Source organism: Paraburkholderia sp. TE9906 (genome assembly GCF_056279605.1).
Genome location: NZ_JBWCCT010000008.1, coordinates 1 through 16,082, shown reverse-complemented (window position 1 = coordinate 16,082; position 16,082 = coordinate 1). Strand labels below are relative to the sequence as shown.

15 protein-coding genes are annotated in these 16,082 nt (G+C 62.8%); 4 read left to right on the top strand and 11 right to left on the bottom strand.

Annotated features, from left to right (window positions below; all coding sequences use genetic code 11):
* Window positions 1-92: 92 nt before the first annotated feature.
* Window positions 93-3,692, bottom strand: a complete 3,600-nt coding sequence (locus tag ACZ9H4_RS21980) for an indolepyruvate ferredoxin oxidoreductase family protein (protein WP_476120846.1) — start codon at window positions 3,690-3,692, stop codon at window positions 93-95.
* 368 nt (window positions 3,693-4,060) lie between these two features.
* Here ACZ9H4_RS21980 and ACZ9H4_RS21975 point away from each other — a divergent pair, with 368 nt between their 5' ends.
* Window positions 4,061-4,261, top strand: coding sequence for a hypothetical protein (locus tag ACZ9H4_RS21975; protein WP_408323265.1), 201 nt, complete (start codon window positions 4,061-4,063; stop codon window positions 4,259-4,261).
* A gap of 133 nt (window positions 4,262-4,394) precedes the next feature.
* Here the strand turns inward: ACZ9H4_RS21975 and hppD are convergent, their stop codons facing one another.
* Window positions 4,395-5,492, bottom strand: coding sequence for a 4-hydroxyphenylpyruvate dioxygenase (hppD, locus tag ACZ9H4_RS21970; RefSeq protein ID WP_476120843.1), 1,098 nt, complete (start codon window positions 5,490-5,492; stop codon window positions 4,395-4,397).
* Window positions 5,493-5,716: 224 nt separating this feature from the next.
* Here hppD and ACZ9H4_RS21965 point away from each other — a divergent pair, with 224 nt between their 5' ends.
* A complete protein-coding gene (locus ACZ9H4_RS21965) occupies window positions 5,717-6,214 on the top strand; it encodes an Lrp/AsnC family transcriptional regulator (RefSeq protein ID WP_175165046.1) in 498 nt (165 codons plus the stop codon).
* Between the two features lie 84 nt (window positions 6,215-6,298).
* Here ACZ9H4_RS21965 and ACZ9H4_RS21960 read toward each other — a convergent pair whose 3' ends face one another.
* The 8 genes from ACZ9H4_RS21960 to paaA all read right to left on the bottom strand — a co-directional run bounded on the left by ACZ9H4_RS21960 (window position 6,299) and on the right by paaA (window position 12,563).
* Window positions 6,299-6,967: a GNAT family N-acetyltransferase gene (locus ACZ9H4_RS21960; RefSeq protein WP_408140374.1), complete on the bottom strand. Its 669-nt coding sequence runs from the start codon at window positions 6,965-6,967 to the stop codon at window positions 6,299-6,301.
* Between the two features lie 238 nt (window positions 6,968-7,205).
* Window positions 7,206-7,817, bottom strand: coding sequence for a TetR/AcrR family transcriptional regulator (locus ACZ9H4_RS21955; RefSeq protein WP_408140375.1), 612 nt, complete (start codon window positions 7,815-7,817; stop codon window positions 7,206-7,208).
* A 14-nt stretch (window positions 7,818-7,831) separates the two neighbouring features.
* On the bottom strand, window positions 7,832-8,641 hold the full coding sequence (locus ACZ9H4_RS21950) for a DUF1835 domain-containing protein (protein WP_476120840.1): 810 nt from the start codon (window positions 8,639-8,641) through the stop codon (window positions 7,832-7,834).
* A 145-nt stretch (window positions 8,642-8,786) separates the two neighbouring features.
* Window positions 8,787-9,875: a 1,2-phenylacetyl-CoA epoxidase subunit PaaE gene (gene paaE / locus ACZ9H4_RS21945; protein WP_408140378.1), complete on the bottom strand. Its 1,089-nt coding sequence runs from the start codon at window positions 9,873-9,875 to the stop codon at window positions 8,787-8,789.
* A 1-nt stretch (window position 9,876) separates the two neighbouring features.
* Entirely contained in the window at window positions 9,877-10,422 is a 546-nt protein-coding gene (paaD, locus tag ACZ9H4_RS21940; RefSeq protein ID WP_476120838.1) for a 1,2-phenylacetyl-CoA epoxidase subunit PaaD, read from the bottom strand.
* Window positions 10,423-10,429: 7 nt separating this feature from the next.
* A complete protein-coding gene (gene paaC / locus ACZ9H4_RS21935) occupies window positions 10,430-11,233 on the bottom strand; it encodes a 1,2-phenylacetyl-CoA epoxidase subunit PaaC (protein WP_476120836.1) in 804 nt (267 codons plus the stop codon).
* Window positions 11,234-11,241: 8 nt separating this feature from the next.
* A complete protein-coding gene (paaB, locus tag ACZ9H4_RS21930; RefSeq protein WP_007179854.1) occupies window positions 11,242-11,526 on the bottom strand; it encodes a 1,2-phenylacetyl-CoA epoxidase subunit PaaB in 285 nt (94 codons plus the stop codon).
* Between the two features lie 38 nt (window positions 11,527-11,564).
* Window positions 11,565-12,563, bottom strand: coding sequence for a 1,2-phenylacetyl-CoA epoxidase subunit PaaA (paaA, locus tag ACZ9H4_RS21925; RefSeq protein ID WP_476120833.1), 999 nt, complete (start codon window positions 12,561-12,563; stop codon window positions 11,565-11,567).
* Window positions 12,564-12,776: 213 nt separating this feature from the next.
* Between paaA and ACZ9H4_RS21920 the strand changes: the two genes are divergently transcribed.
* Both ACZ9H4_RS21920 and ACZ9H4_RS21915 read left to right on the top strand, forming a co-directional pair.
* Window positions 12,777-14,399, top strand: coding sequence for an NAD(P)/FAD-dependent oxidoreductase (locus ACZ9H4_RS21920; protein ID WP_476120831.1), 1,623 nt, complete (start codon window positions 12,777-12,779; stop codon window positions 14,397-14,399).
* 88 nt (window positions 14,400-14,487) lie between these two features.
* The gene (locus ACZ9H4_RS21915; protein WP_476120829.1) at window positions 14,488-15,765 is read left to right on the top strand and encodes an SGNH/GDSL hydrolase family protein; all 1,278 of its coding nucleotides are present in this window, start codon (window positions 14,488-14,490) and stop codon (window positions 15,763-15,765) included.
* Between the two features lie 118 nt (window positions 15,766-15,883).
* Here ACZ9H4_RS21915 and ACZ9H4_RS21910 read toward each other — a convergent pair.
* A partial coding sequence (locus ACZ9H4_RS21910; RefSeq protein WP_476120827.1) for a hypothetical protein occupies window positions 15,884-16,082 on the bottom strand: 199 nt, incomplete at its 5' end.

Sequence of the window (16,082 nt, the reverse complement as noted above, 5' to 3'; positions counted from 1 at the left end):
AAAAAAGGCGGTGGTCCGTGAGGGCCTCCGCCTTTTCAATTTCCGACCCAGACCGATGAACCGGTCAAGCGATCAAACTTGCGCTGTCACGCTCACGCCGCATGTTGCGTCTTGCCCGCCTCCGGCGAGCGCCAGCGCGTCAGCAACTCGTTCCATTTGATTCGCACGCCCTTCAGGTTGTTTTCCTTCACGTGCCCATAACCGCGGATGCCGTCGGGCAGATTCGCCAGTTCTAGCGCCAGCTCACGGTTCTGCGCGCTCAGCCCGCCGATCAGTTCGCGCACCAGCGCTTGGTACTCGACGATCAGCGCGCGTTCGGTACGACGCTCCTCCGTCTTGCCAAACACGTCGAACGCGGTGCCGCGCAGGAACTTGAGTTTGGCGAGCACGTGCATCGCGCTGAAGACCCACGGGCCGTACTTCTTCTTCACCAGATGGCCCTGCGCGTCCTTCTTCGAAAACGTCGGCGGCGCGAGGTGGATGTGCAGCTTCCAGTCGCCTTCGAAATTCGCCTTCAGTTTTTCGATGAACGCCGGGTCGCTGTAGAGACGCGCGACCTCGTACTCATCCTTGTACGCCATCAGCTTGTGCAGATTCTTCGCGACCGCCTCGGTTAGCGGCAACTGACCGTCGACCGAGTCGAGCGCCGCTTCCGCTTCCCGCACCTCCGACACCAGCGCGCGATAACGCTCGGCATACGCGCGGTTTTGCCACGCAGCGAGGTAGTCGGCGCGTTTGTCGATCAGCGTGTCGAGCGCCTTCGGCGTATGCAGCGCGATGATCTTGCTGCTCGCCGTTTCCGCCGCCGCGCCGCGTCCCTGCGATTGCACGAGCTTGCGCACCGCGGCCAGATCGTGCGCGGCGCGCCGGCCCCATTCGAAGGCCGCACGGTTCTTCTCGACCTGCACGTTGTTCAACTCGATCGCGCGCATCAGCGACTGATACGTGAGCGGCACCCAGCCCCGCTGCCACGCATAGCCGAGCACGAACGGGTTCGTGTAGATCGCATCGCCGAGCAGGGCGAGCGCGAAATGATTTGCGTCGACCGTAGCGACGCCGTCGTCGCCGGCGCCGGCGCGCACGTCGGCTTCCGTGCTGGCGCCAGGGAAGCGCCAGTTCGGATTCTTGATCAGCTCGGCAGTCGGCGTATGCGCGCTGTTCAACACCACGCGCGTGCGGCCCGCCTGCATCCGCGACACGCATTCGTCGCTGGCGGTGACGATCGCATCGCAGCCGATCACGAGACTCGCTTCGCCCATCGCGATGCGGGTCGCGTGGATGTCGGCGGGGTTCGTCGCGATCTGCACGTGGCTCATCACGGCGCCGCCTTTTTGCGCGAGGCCGGTGACGTCGAGCACGGTGACGCCCTTGTTCTCCAGATGCGCGGCCATGCCGAGCAGTGCGCCGATCGTCACGACGCCCGTGCCGCCGACGCCCGTGACCAGCACGCCATAAGGACGGTCGATGGACGGCAGTTCCGGTTCCGGCACCGGCGGCATCGCGTCGCCGCCGACGCCCGAAGCCGCCTTCGGCTTGCGCAACTGACCGCCTTCAACGGAGACGAAGCTCGGGCAGAAGCCGTTCACGCACGAGAAGTCCTTGTTGCAGGTCGACTGGTTGATCTGGCGTTTGGTGCCGTACTCGGTATCGAGCGGTTCGACGGACAAACAATTCGACTTCACCGAGCAATCGCCGCAGCCTTCGCACACGGCCTCGTTGATCACGACGCGCCGCGCCGGGTCCGGATACGTGCCGCGTTTGCGGCGGCGGCGCTTCTCGGTGGCGCAGGTCTGGTCGTAGATCAGGATCGTGGTGCCGGGAATTTCGCGCAGCTGACGCTGCACTTCGTCGAGCTTGTCGCGATGGTGGATGTCGATGCCCGGTGCGAGGCCGACATTCGCCGAATACTTTTCCGGCTGATCGGTGACGATCACGATTTTCGTCGCGCCTTCGGCGGCGAGCTGATGCGTGATCTGCGGCACGGTGAGCACACCGTCCACAGGTTGGCCGCCGGTCATGGCAACCGCGTCGTTATAAAGCAGCTTGTAGGTGATGTTCGCCTTCGACGCGATCGCCGCGCGAATCGCCAGCAGGCCGGAGTGGAAGTAGGTGCCGTCGCCGAGATTGGCGAACACGTGCTTGTCGTTGCTGAACGGCGCCTGGCCGATCCACGCGACGCCTTCGCCGCCCATCTGGCTGAACGTGCTGGTGCTGCGGTCCATCCACACCGTCATGTAATGGCAACCGATGCCGGCCATCGCACGCGAGCCTTCCGGCACATTGGTCGACGTGTTGTGCGGGCAGCCCGAGCAGAACCACGGTTTGCGTTCGGCTTCCACGCGCGGGCGTGCGAGTGCCTTTTCCTTCGCTTCGATCAAGGCGATGCGCGCGGCAATGCGCGCGCGTACGTCCGATGGAAGATCGAACTTGTCGAGCCGCGTGGCGATCGCTTTGGCGATGATCGCTGGGGAAAGTTCGTAATGCGCCGGCAGCAGCCAGTTGCCCATCGGCACCGACCATTCGCCGCCTGCGCCATCCTTCTCGTCGAACTTGCCGAATACGCGCGGACGCTGTGCGTCGGGCCAGTTGTATAGCTCTTCCTTGATCGCGTATTCGAGAATCTGGCGCTTCTCTTCGACCACCAGGATTTCGTCGAGACCGCGCGCGAACGCCTGTGCGCCTTGCGCTTCGAGCGGCCAGACGCAGCCGACCTTGTAGAGCCGGATGCCGATGCGCGAACAGGTTTCGTCATCGAGACCGAGGTCGGTCAGCGCCTGACGCACGTCGAGATAGGCCTTGCCGCCGGTCATGATGCCGAAGCGCGCATGCGGCGAATCGATTTCGACACGGTCCAGCTTGTTCGCGCGCACGTAGGCAAGCGCGGCGTACCACTTGTAGTCGAGCAGACGCGCTTCCTGCACCAGCGGCGGATCGGGCCAGCGGATATTCAGGCCGCCGTCGGGCATCGCGAAGTCCTCCGGCAGGATGATCTTTGTGCGGTGCGGGTCGATATCCACCGAAGCGGACGATTCGACTACGTCGGTCACGCACTTCATCGCGACCCACAGGCCCGAGTAGCGGCTCATCGCCCAGCCGTGCAGACCGAAGTCGAGATACTCCTGCACGTTCGACGGAAACAGCACCGGCAGGCCGCATGCCTTGAAGATGTGCTCGGACTGATGCGCGAGCGTCGAGGATTTGGCCGCGTGGTCGTCGCCGGCGAGGACGAGGACGCCGCCGTGGCGCGCGGAGCCGGCCGAATTGCCGTGCTTGAAGACGTCGCCGGTGCGATCGACGCCCGGTCCCTTGCCGTACCACATGGAGAACACGCCGTCGTATTTGGCGCTCGGGTACAGGTTGACCTGCTGCGAACCCCAGACGGCGGTGGCCGCGAGGTCTTCGTTGACGCCGGGCTGGAACACGACCCGATGCGCGGCGAGATGCTGCTTCGCCTTCCACAAAGATTGGTCGAGTCCGCCGAGTGGCGACCCACGGTAGCCGGAGATGAAGCCGGCGGTATTGAGTCCGGCGGCCTTGTCGCGTTCCTGTTGCAGCATCGGCAGACGCACCAGCGCCTGAATGCCGCTCATGTACGCGCGGCCGCGTTCGAGGGTGTATTTATCGTCGAGCGTGACGGAAGACAACGCGGCTTCGAGCGAGGCTCGCTGACCTGCGTCTAGCGGGGCATTCATTATGTGTACTCCTCCACTCAGTTTGGGATCACCAAAACTTTTTTGGGCCGTGGCATCTTGTGAATGCGAAGGGCCGGGGCCGTCATATTGACGTGTTTCAGGTGATGGTAGCACTGGTGGAAACCCGCCGCAGCATGCCAAAAAGGCGTGCCACAAGGGGCTTCGCGGATGCGTGCGAGATCTCTCCATGCGTCTTGGGTTCGCCTGGCCTCACGTTGCGAACCCGCCTGTAACAAGCTGTAAAAGCTACAAATTCACGGAACCGCAGTTCAAATTCCTGTCTAACCCCCACCTGTGAGCAATGTCTGCGTAACGCTCCGCATTCGGTGGAGCTTCAGGACAACAGGGCAGTTAGAAAAGGAGTACGCATGAACACTAGAAACATCCAGACCTTCCTGATGGTCTCAGCAGCCTTCTTCGCCATGAGCGCGCCGGTGCGCTCGAACCCGGGCAGCGCAGGGGCGCTCTCGAACGCGATGAGCCGGACGGCGCAAGTTGCGCCCGCGAGCATCGCCATGGACCGCCTCTCGCGTTCCTCGAAAGCGGACGAGGGAAACCAGAATTCGTGACGCGCCGCTGAAGCGGTGTGTTGGTTGATAACCGATCGTTGTCTCATTGACTTTCACTCGAGGCAACGGCGCAAATGAAAAGGGCGAGGATCTTGCGATCCTCGCCCTTTTCATTTCTGCTTGTGTGTTGCGATCAGACTTTGTCCTGCACCACGCCGCGGCGAATCTGATCCAGTTCGATCGATTCGAACAGCGCCTTGAAGTTGCCCTCGCCGAAGCCCTGGTTGCCCTTGCGCTGAATGATCTCGAAGAAGATCGGGCCGATCTGGTTTTCGGTGAAGATCTGCAGCAGCAGATCTTCCGGCGCGCCGTCGATCAGGATCTTGCGCTTCTTGAGTTCGTCGAGCGGCTCGCCATGATTCGGCACGCGGCGATTGACGAGTTCGTAGTAAGTGTCGATCGTGTCGAGCAACGAAATGTTCGCTGCGCGCAGGCCGTCCACCGTGCGGTAAATGTCGTTGGTGCCGAGCGCGATGTGCTGAATGCCTTCGCCGTGATACGCATCCAGATACTCCTGAATCTGGCCGGCCGTTTCCGAGCCTTCTTCGTTGATCGGAATCCGGATCTTGCCGCACGGCGAAGTCATCGCCTTCGACTTCACGCCCGTCACCTTGCCTTCGATGTCGAAGTAACGCACTTCGCGGAAGTTGAACAGGCGCTCGTAAAACTCCGCCCATTCCTGCATGCGGCCGCGATGCACGTTGTGCGTCAGATGGTCGATGTAGGTCAGGCCGTGCCCGACCGGATTCGGGTTCGCGCCGGCAATGGGTTCGAAGTCGACGTCGTAAATGTCGATGTTGCCGATGCTGTTCGGCTGCGCGCCGTTCTTGCCGCGCCAGCGGTCGACGAAATAGATCAGCGAGTCGCCGATGCCTTTGATCGCCGGGATGTTCAGCTCCATCGGGCCGGTCTTGTTGTCGAAGCCCCATGCGCCTTTTTCCAGCGCCTGCCTGTAGGCTTTGGCCGCGTCCTGAACACGAAACGCGATCGCGCAGATCGACGGGCCATGCAGCCGTGCGAAGCGCTGCGCAAACGAATCCGGCTCCCCGTTGACAATGAAATTGATCTCGCCCTGGCGATACAACGTCACGTCTTTATGACGATGCCGCGCGACGGCGGTGAAGCCCATCTGTTCGAAGAGTTTGCCGAGCGCTTTCGGGTCCGGCGCGGTGTATTCGATGAATTCGAAGCCGTCGGTGCCGACCGGATTGTCCCAGGTTGAAACCTGCATTGTCTGTCTCCTGTCGACCGGAGCCGGCGCCTTAGCGCCTGACTCGGGTCCCATGCAAGATGATTGATGTGCGCCGGCGCGTTGCGCGAACGCGGATGGGTGATTGAGTGCGACCGAATGAAGCAAGTGTAAAGTCCGCCGCGAGACGAAAACTTGCGAATTTAATCGCACGTCGATACGCTTGAGCCATTTTCTATCCGGTTTTGTGAGAGAGGCGGCAGAAAATGGCCAAGGTTGAGATCGATGCCATCGACAGGCGCATTCTGGCGATCCTTCAGGAGAATGGCCGGTTGTCGAATCAGGAGATTGCCGAGCGCGTCAATCTCTCGCCGAGCCCGTGTCTGCGGCGTATTCGTCGGCTGGAAGAGAGCGGCGTCATTCGCGGCTATGTCGCCTTGCTCGATGCGCAGCATCTCGGCCTTGGCTTGCTCGCTTATGTGAATGTGCGGCTGGAAAAGCGCGGCGGTTCGGCGCCCAGTCCGCGTGGCGATGCCACGCATGCCGATCTGTTTCGTGCGGCGGTCCAGGCGTGGCCGGAGGTGGTCGCGTGTCATGCCATGACGGGCGACATGGATTATCTGTTGCGGGTCCAGGTGGAGGACATGGCGCACTTTTCGCGCTTTGTGCAGGATCAGTTGCTGCACCATCCGTCGGTGATCGACGTGAAAACGAGCTTCGCGCTTGAAAAGTTCAAAGAGACGACTGCACTGCCGATCTTGTGAACGTGGAGCTATGGGTAGGCAGCAGGCAAACAAAAAGGGCAGCCGTACGGCTGCCCTTTGTCATTTCGCCGAAGCCCAAGCTTTTCAGGCTGCGGCGGCCGTCGGCAGGAACGACTCGAACAACCTGGACGCATGACGCGCCTGGCGCTTGAGCGCGTAGTCGAACACGGCGGCCTGCTCCTGCAGCATCTCAGCGATGATGCTCGACTGATCCGCCGGCAACAGCGTCAGATAAGCGTCTGCTTCGCCGTACGCGTACTCGATCTTCATGCCCGCCTTCTTCGCGATGTGCATCATCGTGGTGTTGCGCGCGAGGCAGTGGATGTACAGCACCGTGACGTGCGTGTTGCGGCTGCGGATGGCGGCGCGCTCGAAAAGCTTCGAGCCGATACCCTGGCCGCGCACGCTTTCCAGCACCGACACGCCAAATTCGGCGGTGCGCTTGTCGCCTTCGGCGGGCAGATAGGCGAGATGACCGACGCCGGTGAGTTCCAGCTTGCTGTTGAACACGCCGAAAACAGTGTCGCGCGTGAAGTCGATTGCGCGGACGTAGTTTTCAATGACGTGGTCCGGCACGATCTGGCCGAAGCGCAGAAGACGGTCGTCTTCGTCGAGCGCGAGGAAGTGGGTCAACAACCGTTCGCGATCGGCGGCCGTGAGTTCACGGACCAGAGCAGGTGCGCGTCCAGCTGGCAGCGATGCGCGATCGTGCGGGACGATCGGCTCGGCGGCGCGGGGGGGCATCATGTTCATGGTCGGGTTCTCCTTTGATCAAGCGGCTTGGTGCGCCGCAAAATCTATTTTAGCGGAAACCGGAGTCTCTCACTAGGGAAAACCCGTATCAAAATCTGAAGAGAATGCCTAAAAAACTTGCGCCCTATTTTTAGTTAATTGATTTAAAAGGAAAAATTAAATTGAACGAGCGTTCGTGGTGCGCATGCCACAGCTCAGGTTTCCCGCAGCGGGTTGCGCTGAGTATTGCTGCTATGCGTCATTTCGCCGGGGGCGTGCTCAAACCGTGATCCACCATGCCGACCACCTGTTCGGCGAATTCACGGTAGCCCATGCGCCCGTCCGGCTTCAGCCACGTGAATGTCCAGTTGATCATGCCGAACACCATCATGGTGAGGGCGGTCTGATTCTCGCGACTGGCGCGCTCCGGATAAGCGCGCGCCAACTGCCGCGCAAAGGCCGCGACCACGTCGCGCTGGCGATTCAGGATCACCTCGCGCTGCGTGTCGACCAGATACTTCACGTCGTTCAATAGCGCGACGTGCCGGCTATGCGAGGTTTCATACTCGGACAGAAACGCGCGGATCAGCTCGGCGAAGGTTTCCCGCTCGGTGAGTCCGCGCCGCTGGCTGGCGCCTTCCACCTCGGCGATGATCAGCATCAGTCGCTTCGTGTAGCGATCGAGCAGATCGAACAGGATCGCTTCCTTGCTCGCATAGTAGTGGTACAGGCGTGCTTTCGAGGTGCCGCTCGCGGCGGCCAGATCGGCCATTGACGTGCTGGGATAGCTGGTTTGGGCGAATTTCGCCGCCGCCAGCTCGAGAATCTGTTCGCGTTGGGTTTCGTGGTCGGGGGCTCGGGTGCGGGCCATAGTCGTCTGTTTTATTAGTTTGGACAGGGGGCGCGCGCGCACAACTCCAGTGTGCGCCATGCGCCGGTGTCGCCGCGCAGCTTGATGCGTCGCGTCGATGCCATTTCGCGAAGGCGCCACAGGACGACGCTGTCGCTCACCAGAAACCAGAGCTCGGCGGTCATCAGCTCGGCGGCGACGCGCGCGGCGGGTTGCCAGTCTTCGGTGATGCGTTCGAGAATCAGCGCGTCCAGATCGGCGAAGCTGCCGCTCGTGAAGGTGTTGTCGCGCCAGCGGCGTGTTTCGCCGTTCGCGTGCTTGACCTCCTGCCATTCCAGCGCGAGCCGGCTGATGCGCAACACTGAAATCGGCGCGGCGTCAGCCAGACGCGCTTTCAGCACGGCAGGCGCAAACATGCCGACCGAGGTCGCACGATCCCGGCGGCTGTGCGCCCACGCGCCCGGATCGGTCAGGTCGCGAATCGACAGACGCGCCTCGTTCAGGCGCTGCGGACTATTGCGCAGGTGGTAGCACACGCGGCGCAGCATCAGTTGATCCGCCGCGCTTTCGCCGTGCCAGACCACCAGATTCGCTTCGCCGCGTGCGATGTTGTCCAGCGCCGCTGCCTGCTCGCGGAATTCCCGCAGGAAATCCCGCCGGGTGTCCACGCTGACGCGATCCCAGAAGTTCGCGCGCACATCCGGCGCGTCGTCGATGCCGCGCAGCGGGCCGACTGCCAGATCGTCCCGTAGCGACTGCACGCGATCGTCGCGGCCCGCTTCGCGGAGCGCGATGCGTAGGGAGTCGGCGGCGACATCGCCATTGGTGAGATGAATCGTGCTCATGAGCAGTGGCTTGCTGGGGCAATAACAGAAAGGGCCGCTCGCCGAGCGGGACAGGTGTCCGATCGCGAGCGGCCCCTAGTGTAAAGGATCGCGATGCCGCGAAAGGCGCCGCGGGTGTCGCGCGGGCCTCTGTACGGCGTGCGCCTCAGCGTTCGTCGTAGCTCACCACCACGCGGTCGCTGATTGGATGGCATTGGCACGTCAGCACGAAACCGTCACGGATTTCGTGCTCTTCGAGCGTGTAGTTCTTTTCCATTTTCACTTCGCCTTCCAGCACCTTCGCGCGGCAGGTGCAGCAAACCCCGCCCTTGCACGCGTACGGCAGCGCGAGCCCGGCGCGCAGGCCGACGTCCAGCACGCTCACGCCCTGATAGGGCAGGCGCAACTTGCGCCGCTTGCCGTCGAGCACGATTTCGAGGTCGGCGGCCGGCGTGTCGTCGGTGATCTCGACCGGCGGTACGCCCGCTTGCGGCAGCGGCGAGCCGAAGCGTTCCACGTGCACTTTTTCCTGCGGCACGCCGGCGGCTTTCAACGCGGCCTCGGCGGCGTCCATCATCGGGCCGGGGCCGCAGATGAAGGCTTCGTCGATCGCATCGGCCGGCAGCAGATTCTCGATGAAGGCCGCGCACTTCTGCTGGTCGAGCACCCCGTTGAACAGCTCCACGTCCTGCAGATCGTCGGACAGCACGTGATACAGCACGAAGCGGTTCATGAAGCGGTTCTTCAGGTCTTCGAGCTCTTCCGCGAACATGATCTGATCGACGCTGCGGTTACCGTACACGAGCGTGAAGGTGCTGCGTGGCTCGATTTCGAGCGTTGTCTTGATGATCGCCAGCACCGGCGTAATGCCCGAGCCGCCTGAAAACGCGAGGTACTGCTGACCTTGGTCGGCGTTGAGGTGGGTAAAGAAACGCCCATCCGGCGTCATCACGTCAATCGTGTGGCCGGGCTGCAGCGTGTCGAACGCGAAGTTCGAAAAGCGCCCGCCGCGCACGCGCTTGATGCCGATGCGCAGCTCGCCGTCGCGATCGTAATCGGTGACGCCGACGCAGATCGAATACGAGCGGCGCGTTTCCTCACCGTCGATATGCGTTTTCAGCGTGACGAACTGGCCTTGCGTGAAGCGATACTGGTCGCGCAGCTCGACCGGGACTTCGAAGGCGACCGAGACCGCGTCGGCGGTTTCGGGCCGCACTTCGCGGATACGCAGCGGATGAAATTGCGGGGTGGCCATATCAGTATGGTTTGAAGTAGTCGAAGGGTTCGCGGCAGTCGAGGCAGCGGTACAGTGCCTTGCACGCGGTCGAGCCGAATTGCGCGAGACGCTCGGTATGCGCCGAGCCGCAACGGGGGCAGCACGGAGCCGGCAGCACCCGCGGCACGAAGCGCATCACTTTTTCCTGTGCCGCCGCGGCCGAACCGCAGTTGCCCGTGGGCGGCGCGATGCCGTAGGCGCGCAGCTTTTCGCGGGCGTCGGCGGTCATCCAGTCGGTGGTCCAGGCCGGCGCGAGCACGGTGGCGACGCGATACGGCGTGAGTTCCGCGACGTCGAGCGCATGAGCGACGTCCTCGGCAATCTGCGACATCGCAGGGCAACCGGAATAGGTCGGCGTGATCACGACTTCGAGCGTGCCGTCGATATCGCGGCGTACGTCGCGCAGAATGCCGAGTTCGCGAATCGACACCACCGGAATCTCCGGATCTGGCACCGATTCAAGGACGTCCCAGGCGCGTTGGAGCGCGGCGTCGGCCGTAGCGTTCGAGGCAGTCGAAGTCGTCATCGTCGGATTACCACGTGGCGCCAGGATGCTGGCGCGCGAGGCTCTGCATTTCGGCGAGTACGAAACCCATGTGCTCGGAATGTTCGCCGTGCTTGCCGGTCGTGATGTGCTTGACCGCTTCGGGCAGCGTCAGCGTGGCCGTGTCGAGCGTGGCGCGCACGTCGTCGAGCCATGCGGCTTCGAGGTCCGCGGTCAGCGGGCCGATGCCCGCCGCGGCAATCGTCTCTTCCACCGCGTCCGCGCTGAAGAACTCGCGCGTGTACGGCAGCAGGTAGTCCAGCGCGGCTTGCGCGCGGCGGTGCGATTCTTCGGTGCCGTCGCCGAAACGGATCAGCCACTCGCTTGCGTGATGCACGTGGTAGCTGGTTTCCTTGATCGATTTCGACGCGATCGCCGCCAGCTGTTCGTCCGTGGAAGTCGTCAGCGCGCTCCAGAGATGCGCCATCAACGTCGAATACAGGAAGTTGCGCGCGATCGTGACCGCGTAGTCCTTCTCGGCTTGCGCGGTGCCGCACAGCGGGCCGTAATGCGGCAACTCGGCCAGCGTGTAGTTGGCAAATTCACGCTCGGCGCGGAAGTACGCATAGTCGTCTTCCGTACGGCTCTTGCCGGTGAGCCGCTGCTCGAGCGAGGCGGCGTGCGTGTACAGCAGACGCGCCTGGCCGATCAGATCGAGACTCATGTTCGACAGCGCGATGTCCTCTTCGAGGATCGGCCCGTGACCGCACCATTCGGTATTACGCTGACCGAGAATCAGCGCGGTATCCGCGAGGCGCAGCACGTATTGGAGATGTTGGGGGGTGATGTCCATGGCCGCGCTTACATGTGGTTGACTTCGTCGGGGAGCGTGTAGAACGTCGGGTGGCGGTAGATCTTGTCGCCAGCCGGTTCGAACAGCTCCGCCTTGTCTTCCGGCGCGGACGCCGTGATCGCCGACGACGGCACCACCCAGATGCTCACGCCTTCCTGGCGGCGCGTGTAGACGTCGCGCGCCATGCGCAGCGCCATCGGCGCGTCGGCGGCGTGCAGACTGCCGCAGTGTTTATGGTCGAGTCCCTGCTTGCTGCGCACGAAGACTTCCCAGATCGGCCATTCCTTGTTCATTGCTCTATCTCCTGTTTCTTCCTGACGCGCCCGGTCTATCAAGCGGCGTGCTGTTGGGCGCGCTGGCGCTGTTTTTCGGCGTGGGCGAGGGCGGCTTCACGGACCCAGTCACCTTCGTTATGGGCTTTGACGCGAGTGGCGAGGCGCTCGCGGTTGCACGGGCCGTCGCCGTTCACGACGCGCCAGAACTCTTCCCAGTCGATGTCGCCGTAGTCGTAATGGCCGCGCGCTTCGTTCCATTTCAGGTCGGGGTCGGGCAGCGTGACGCCGAGCACTTTGGCCTGATCGACAGTGGCGTCGACGAATTTCTGGCGCAGGTCGTCGTTGGAAATGCGCTTGATGCCCCATTTCGACGACTGATTGCTGTGGATCGAGTCCTTGTCGCTCGGGCCGAACATCATCAGCACCGGCCACCACCAGCGATTCACCGCCTGCTGGACCAGCTCGCGTTGCGCTTCCGTGCCGGACATCATCGACATCAACGCGTCGAAACCCTGGCGCTGATGGAACGACTCTTCCTTGCAGATGCGGATCATCGCGCGGGCGTACGGGCCATAAGTGCAGCGGCACAACGGGATCTGGTTCATGATCGCCGCGCCGTCGACCAGCCAGCCGATCACGCCGACGTCGGCCCATGTGGGCGTCGGGTAATTGAAGATGCTCGAATACTTGGCCTTGCCCGAATGCAACGCGGCGATCAGCTGATCGCGCGACACGCCGAGCGTTTCGGCCGCGCTATAGAGATAGAGGCCGTGACCGGCTTCATCCTGTACTTTGGCGAGCAGGATCGCTTTGCGCTTCAGGCTCGGAGCACGCGTGATCCAGTTGCCCTCCGGCAGCATGCCGACGATTTCCGAATGCGCGTGCTGGGAGATTTGCCGTACCAGCGTCTTGCGATACGCATCGGGCATCCAGTCCTGAGCCTCGATCTTGCCGTCGGCGGCCATGACCGCATCGAACTGCGTCTGTTCGGGCGAGCTCGCGCCCGCATCAAGCGGCGCGACATTGCCGGGAATATCCAGGGATTGCGTGTACATGGGGACGCTCTCTGCGGAAGTTGTCTGAGTTCGCTCAGTATAAGCCAACCGACCGGTCGGTTAATAAATTTTTTGACGGAAGTCGTCCGCATTGATAGCTGTTTCGGCCCGCTTGTCACGGCGTTTCTTCTGCGTCGCTGGTCCGTGCCGGCACTTAACCTATAAAATTGCGAATTGGCCGCAATTGGCGGCCCTCCTGCATCCCCGGTACCCATGTTACGTCTAAGCGAAATCAAACTCCCGCTCGAGCATCCCGAGAGCGCCCTCGACGCGGCCGTCCGTGCGCGCCTCGCGGAACTCGGCGTGGCTGAAGGCGGGCTCATCCGATACACCGTGTTTCGCCGCGCACACGACGCGCGCAAACGCGCCGACATCAAGCTCACTTACATCGTCGATGTCGAGGTATTGGATGAAGCAGCCGCGCTCAAGCGGCTCGCCGACGTGCCGCACTGCGGCGTGACGCCCGACATGGCCTACCGGTTCGTCGCGAGGGCGCCGGCGCAATTGACCACGCTGCGCCCGGTCGTCATCGGCATGGGGCCGTGCGGGCTCTTTGCCGGACTGATTCTCGCGCAGATGGGTTTCCGGCCGATCATCCTTGAACGCGGCAAGGCCGTGCGTGAGCGCACCAAAGACACTTTCGGGCTGTGGCGCAAGTCGGTGCTCAATCCCGAGTCGAACGTGCAGTTCGGCGAAGGCGGCGCGGGCACGTTCTCGGACGGCAAGCTGTACAGCCAGATAAAGGACCCAAAGCACTATGGCCGCAAGGTGCTCGACGAATTCGTCCGCGCCGGCGCGCCGGAAGACATTTTGTATCTGAGCCGGCCCCATATCGGCACGTTCCGCCTTGTCAGCATGGTCGAGAAGATGCGCGCGACTATCCATGAGCTGGGCGGCGAGGTGCGCTTCGAAACCCGCGTCGACGATATCGACATCGACGGCGGCAAGGTGCGCGGCTTGACGCTGTCGACCGGCGAGACCTTGCGCTGCGATCACGTCATACTGGCGGTCGGCCATAGCGCGCGCGATACCTTCGAGATGCTGCACGAGCGGGGCGTCTTTATCGAGGCCAAGCCGTTTTCGCTCGGTTTCCGGATCGAGCATCCGCAGGGTTTGATCGATCGTAGCCGCTTCGGGAAATTTGCCGGCCACAAACAGCTGGGCGCCGCCGACTATAAGGTCGTGCACCACTGCAGCAACGGTCGCGCGGTCTACAGCTTCTGCATGTGCCCGGGCGGAACCGTGGTGGCGGCGACGTCTGAGCCCGGGCGCGTGGTCACCAACGGGATGAGCCAATATTCGCGGGCGGAGCGCAACGCCAATGCGGGAATCGTGGTCGGCATCACGCCGGACGATTACCCGGGCGGACCGCTCGCCGGCATCGCTTTTCAGCGCAAATGGGAAGAGCGCGCGTTCGAACTGGGCGGCGGCAACTATATGGCGCCGGGCCAACTGGTCGGCGATTTCATTGCCGGGCGGCCTTCCACGTCGCTGGGTTCGGTGGTGCCGTCCTACAAACCTGGCGTGCATCCGACCGATCTGAGCACTGCGCTGCCCGACTATGTGATCGAGGCAATTCGCGAAGCGCTGCCGCAGATGGACAAGAAAATCGCGGGCTTCGCTATGCACGACGCGGTGCTGACGGGCGTTGAGACGAGAACGTCGTCGCCGATTCGCGTGCGCCGCCGGGATGATTGTCAGAGTATGAATGTCGAGGGTTTGTATCCTGCAGGCGAGGGAGCGGGATATGCCGGGGGCATTTACTCCGCGGCGATCGACGGGATCGAAGTTGCCGAGGCGCTTGCGTTGAAAATGACCGGCGGGCAGCCGGCTTGAGTTGGATGGGCCTCGTGCGTTCGCGGCCGCCCGCAGTCACCGTTGCGATCGGGCACAATGCGCGTTTGGCCTTGAACCGACCACCCGAATGACCCTTCGTACCCTGGCTGCCGCATGCGGCGCGGCGCTGCTTGCGCAGTTTGCCGCTTCCTCGAACGTTTTCGCCGCCGACGCCCCGCTGACGGGACATTGGGTCGCCGCATGGGCGACGGCGCTGCAACCCATTCCGCAGCGAACGGACTTGCCGCCGTTGTATCGCGCACCGGAAGTCGCCGGGCGCACTGTCCGGCAGATTGTTTACCCGACGCTGTCGGGAAAGTCGGCGCGAATCCATCTGAGTAACGAATACGGCAAGACGCCGCTTGTCATCGAAGAACTGCGCATTGCGCGTTCGGCGGGCGGCGCGGCTGTTGTCGAAAACGGCGCGGTGCGCGTGACGTTCGGCGGCAAGACGGCAGTCAGCATTGCGGCAGGCGGAGAACTGGACAGTGACCCGGTCGCGCTCGATATCGCCGAAGGCGTGCCGTATGCAGTCAGTGCAGTCATGGGGCCGGAACAGCGGGTCGCGGCATGGCACCGTGTGTCGAATCAGGTGAATTACGTGTCGGTGCCGGGCAATCATGCGGCGGACGCTTCTGCGGACGCATTCCGTGGCCGGTTTACGCACTACATTTGGGTGACCGGGTTGTCGGTTGAGGCGGGGTCTTCGTCGGCTGCGATCGCCGCGATCGGCGATTCGATCACCGACGGCATGCGTTCCAGCCTGAATCAGAATCGTCGCTGGCCGGACGCGTTGGCCCGCCGGCTGGACGGTGGGGGCGATCGTTCGATCGCAGTCGTCAATCTCGGGATCAGCGGGAATCGGCTGCTGAGCGACTCGCCCTGTTATGGCGACGCGCTGGCAAGCCGTTTCGACCGCGACGTGCTCCGGCGTCCAGGCGTCAGGACGGCGATCCTGCTGATCGGTATCAATGACATCAACTTCTCGGCGATGCCGCCGCGCAGCGGGCTCGACTGCGACTTCCCGCATACCGCGGTGACGGCCGCGGACCTGATTGCCGGGTACCAGCGGGTGATCGCTGCCGCGCGACACGCCGGTGTGAAGATGTTCGGCGCGACGTTGACCCCGGCATCGCTGCCGGCGGAGCGGGAAAGCATCCGGTTGGCCGTCAACCAATGGATTCGGACCAGCCATGCGTTCGACGGCGTCGTGGATTTCGACGCTGCGCTGCGGGACCGGGCGCAGCCGGACCGGCTGCAGCGGGCTTTCGACAGCGGCGACCACATCCATCCTAGCGATGCCGGTTATGCCGCAATGGCTGCAGCGGTTCCCGTGGATGCAGTTTTGAGCTCGACCCGTAGGTAAGCCGACGGAAAAATTCCCGTCACATGCTTGTCACAGGTTGGATATTCACCTAGTATTCGCCCCCTCGTTTGCGAACGAGGGCCGCGGCAGAAACCAGCGGTCGTGACGTCAGCAGGTTTTAAGCGAAAGCGAAAAAATGTTGTTGACGAAACGAAAAAGAGCCTTCATAATCTCGTTTCTCTGCTGCTGATGCAGCGACGCAGAACGAAGCGGTGCCGGGTAGTTGAAGTGGGCGCTGTGCGTGAGCGGATCGATCTTTAAAAATTAACAGCCGATAAGTGTGGGCGCTTGATGCGAGACGCGACGGTGGATTCTTT

Excerpts from the sequence above, each read along its gene's own strand:
- paaC (WP_476120836.1), bottom strand. The coding sequence starts at position 11,233 with ATGGACATCACCCCCCAACATCTCCAATACGTGCTGCGCCTCGCGGAT.
- ACZ9H4_RS21965 (WP_175165046.1), top strand. The coding sequence starts at position 5,717 with ATGGCCAAGGTTGAGATCGATGCCATCGACAGGCGCATTCTGGCGATC.
- ACZ9H4_RS21980 (WP_476120846.1), bottom strand. The coding sequence starts at position 3,692 with ATGAATGCCCCGCTAGACGCAGGTCAGCGAGCCTCGCTCGAAGCCGCG.
- ACZ9H4_RS21960 (WP_408140374.1), bottom strand. The coding sequence starts at position 6,967 with ATGAACATGATGCCCCCCCGCGCCGCCGAGCCGATCGTCCCGCACGAT.
- hppD (WP_476120843.1), bottom strand. The coding sequence starts at position 5,492 with ATGCAGGTTTCAACCTGGGACAATCCGGTCGGCACCGACGGCTTCGAA.
- paaD (WP_476120838.1), bottom strand. The coding sequence starts at position 10,422 with ATGACGACTTCGACTGCCTCGAACGCTACGGCCGACGCCGCGCTCCAA.
- ACZ9H4_RS21975 (WP_408323265.1), top strand. The coding sequence starts at position 4,061 with ATGAACACTAGAAACATCCAGACCTTCCTGATGGTCTCAGCAGCCTTC.
- paaE (WP_408140378.1), bottom strand. The coding sequence starts at position 9,875 with ATGGCCACCCCGCAATTTCATCCGCTGCGTATCCGCGAAGTGCGGCCC.
- ACZ9H4_RS21955 (WP_408140375.1), bottom strand. The coding sequence starts at position 7,817 with ATGGCCCGCACCCGAGCCCCCGACCACGAAACCCAACGCGAACAGATT.
- paaB (WP_007179854.1), bottom strand. The coding sequence starts at position 11,526 with ATGAACAAGGAATGGCCGATCTGGGAAGTCTTCGTGCGCAGCAAGCAG.
- paaA (WP_476120833.1), bottom strand. The coding sequence starts at position 12,563 with ATGTACACGCAATCCCTGGATATTCCCGGCAATGTCGCGCCGCTTGAT.
- ACZ9H4_RS21915 (WP_476120829.1), top strand. The coding sequence starts at position 14,488 with ATGACCCTTCGTACCCTGGCTGCCGCATGCGGCGCGGCGCTGCTTGCG.
- ACZ9H4_RS21920 (WP_476120831.1), top strand. The coding sequence starts at position 12,777 with ATGTTACGTCTAAGCGAAATCAAACTCCCGCTCGAGCATCCCGAGAGC.
- ACZ9H4_RS21950 (WP_476120840.1), bottom strand. The coding sequence starts at position 8,641 with ATGAGCACGATTCATCTCACCAATGGCGATGTCGCCGCCGACTCCCTA.